The organism is Halobacillus sp. BBL2006 (genome assembly GCF_000786645.1).
Lineage (GTDB): Bacteria > Bacillota > Bacilli > Bacillales > Halobacillaceae > Halobacillus.
The window spans coordinates 1-1,703 of record NZ_JRNX01000588.1 but is presented as its reverse complement, the minus strand read 5'-3'; the positions used below and the strand labels follow the sequence as shown (position 1 = coordinate 1,703).

3 protein-coding genes are annotated in these 1,703 nt (G+C 38.2%); 1 reads left to right on the top strand and 2 read right to left on the bottom strand.

Annotation, left to right across the window (positions count from 1 at the left end; genetic code table 11):
* Nucleotides 1–41 precede the first annotated feature (41 nt).
* The gene (locus LD39_RS16470; RefSeq protein WP_035549962.1) at nt 42–500 is read right to left on the bottom strand and encodes a flavodoxin; all 459 of its coding nucleotides are present in this window, start codon (nt 498–500) and stop codon (nt 42–44) included.
* Between the two features lie 2 nt (nt 501–502).
* Nucleotides 503–895, bottom strand: a complete 393-nt coding sequence (locus LD39_RS16465) for a hypothetical protein (RefSeq protein ID WP_035549958.1) — start codon at nt 893–895, stop codon at nt 503–505.
* A 153-nt stretch (nt 896–1,048) separates the two neighbouring features.
* On the opposite strand from LD39_RS16465, the gene LD39_RS16460 reads away from it, so the two are divergent.
* On the top strand, nt 1,049–1,645 hold the full coding sequence (locus LD39_RS16460; RefSeq protein WP_035549954.1) for a serine/threonine protein kinase: 597 nt from the start codon (nt 1,049–1,051) through the stop codon (nt 1,643–1,645).
* Nucleotides 1,646–1,703 lie beyond the last annotated feature (58 nt).

The window sequence follows — 1,703 nt, the reverse complement described above, 5'->3', positions numbered from 1 at the left end:
ATTTTTGCGTTTCATTCAGTTTTGTCCCAGCCTCTTTTAAGTTAGATGTTGACTTCAGTTAGGTATTTCGAAACATTTAAAACGAATCTTCTACAATTCACTACATCTTCTTCCCCATCAGGATCCATCTCTATTTTCAAACCTTCCTGCATGAGAGTGGCGCCGCGGTTCATCAGGCCTTTTTCAAAAATATTTACTGCTTCACAAAACTTAGGATAAGCTGTATCCCCAGAACCGAAGACGCACACTGGTACTCCTTTTAAGTCTTCATCTTCAAGTCCATCATAAAAATCTTCTGCCTCATATGGAAGGTCCCCATCGTTCCACGTGTAAGAACCAATAATTGATCCATCATATTCATGAAAATAAGAGGGATCGATTTCGTCCATTTCTTCCATAAAGACAGTATGCCCGTCTTCCTCCAAATACGTTTGAATTAGATCAGCCAAATCTTCTGTATTTCCCGACATGCTTGCAAAGCAAATTAATATCTTTGCCATGTTTATACACCTTCCCGAGGAGCACTTATTGAGTGCGGCAGAAACTCTTTCCAGTCTTGGAGTATTTGCATATGTTTTATGAAGAGATGATCATCCCTTTGGTCCAAAGCTTGATCGACTTTGTATTGATGATAAATAATGGCTAGTTCCACATCGAGTTCAGAACAAACTTGATTGTTCTGATAAAGAAGTTGTAAGTCATTTAAGTACATGTGAAACCGTATGTGCTGATTTCTTTGTATGGGTATGTACCATCCAAGTCTTTCGTTATAATCAGGAGCGCTTAGAAAGTATAAACGGTCTTTCTTATTTATGTTTAAAGTCTGCGGCCCGCACAGGCACTTAAATGGATTCGCATATCGAAAATTCTCAAGAGCAATGAACGTTTTATTCATTTGTGAGGTTCTCCTTTCGAAAGAAGATGGTTACATTATAATTGATAATGATTTTCATTGTCAATTGAATTATTAATCAAATTTTTATTCAATTCTCATAAAATTTGATATACTCAATAAAAAGAGAGATGGTTGTTCAAAGAGGAGAGACCTATGAAGACGATCAAAGAGTGGGTTACACACATTGACTTCAATGGGGACTGTTTAGTAGATAGCCCGAAACAGCTGCAATGGATTGGGCAGGGAAGAAGCGCTGTGGTTTTTAAGGTGGAAGATACAAATCATGCGGTAAAAGTGTTCTATCCAAGGTTTCAAGCCCTGGCTGAGAAGGAAGCAGAGGTTTATCGTAAGCTGTCCAACCATGATTTCTTTCCAAGATTAATTATGGAAGGGGAAGGGTTTCTTGTACTCGAATATGTAGAAGGTATCACCTTTTATGATTGTCTGGTTCAGGGAATTGCCATAACTCCCGACATGGTCCTAAAGGTAGATGAAGCTCTGGATTTTGCAAGAAAGAAAGGGCTGAACCCTTCTGATATTCATTTGAAGAATATGATGTTAACCAAAGAAAATGAAGTAAAGATCATCGATGTCGTCCGGTTTACCCAGCAACAAGAATGCTCCCACTGGCCTGACTTGAAAAAAGCTTATTACACTTACTACCAAAGAAGATTTTTCCCGAAAAAGTACCCAAGGGTAGTGATTGAGTTTATCATTCGCCTCTATAGAAAGCGATTGTTACCTATATAAAAATTTCCCCTGCTGAAGTTTTCGAAGCCACTGAAAAAGTGTTGTATTAACAGAAAGG

Excerpts from the sequence above, each read along its gene's own strand:
- LD39_RS16470 (WP_035549962.1), bottom strand. The coding sequence starts at position 500 with ATGGCAAAGATATTAATTTGCTTTGCAAGCATGTCGGGAAATACAGAA.
- LD39_RS16465 (WP_035549958.1), bottom strand. The coding sequence starts at position 895 with ATGAATAAAACGTTCATTGCTCTTGAGAATTTTCGATATGCGAATCCA.
- LD39_RS16460 (WP_035549954.1), top strand. The coding sequence starts at position 1,049 with ATGAAGACGATCAAAGAGTGGGTTACACACATTGACTTCAATGGGGAC.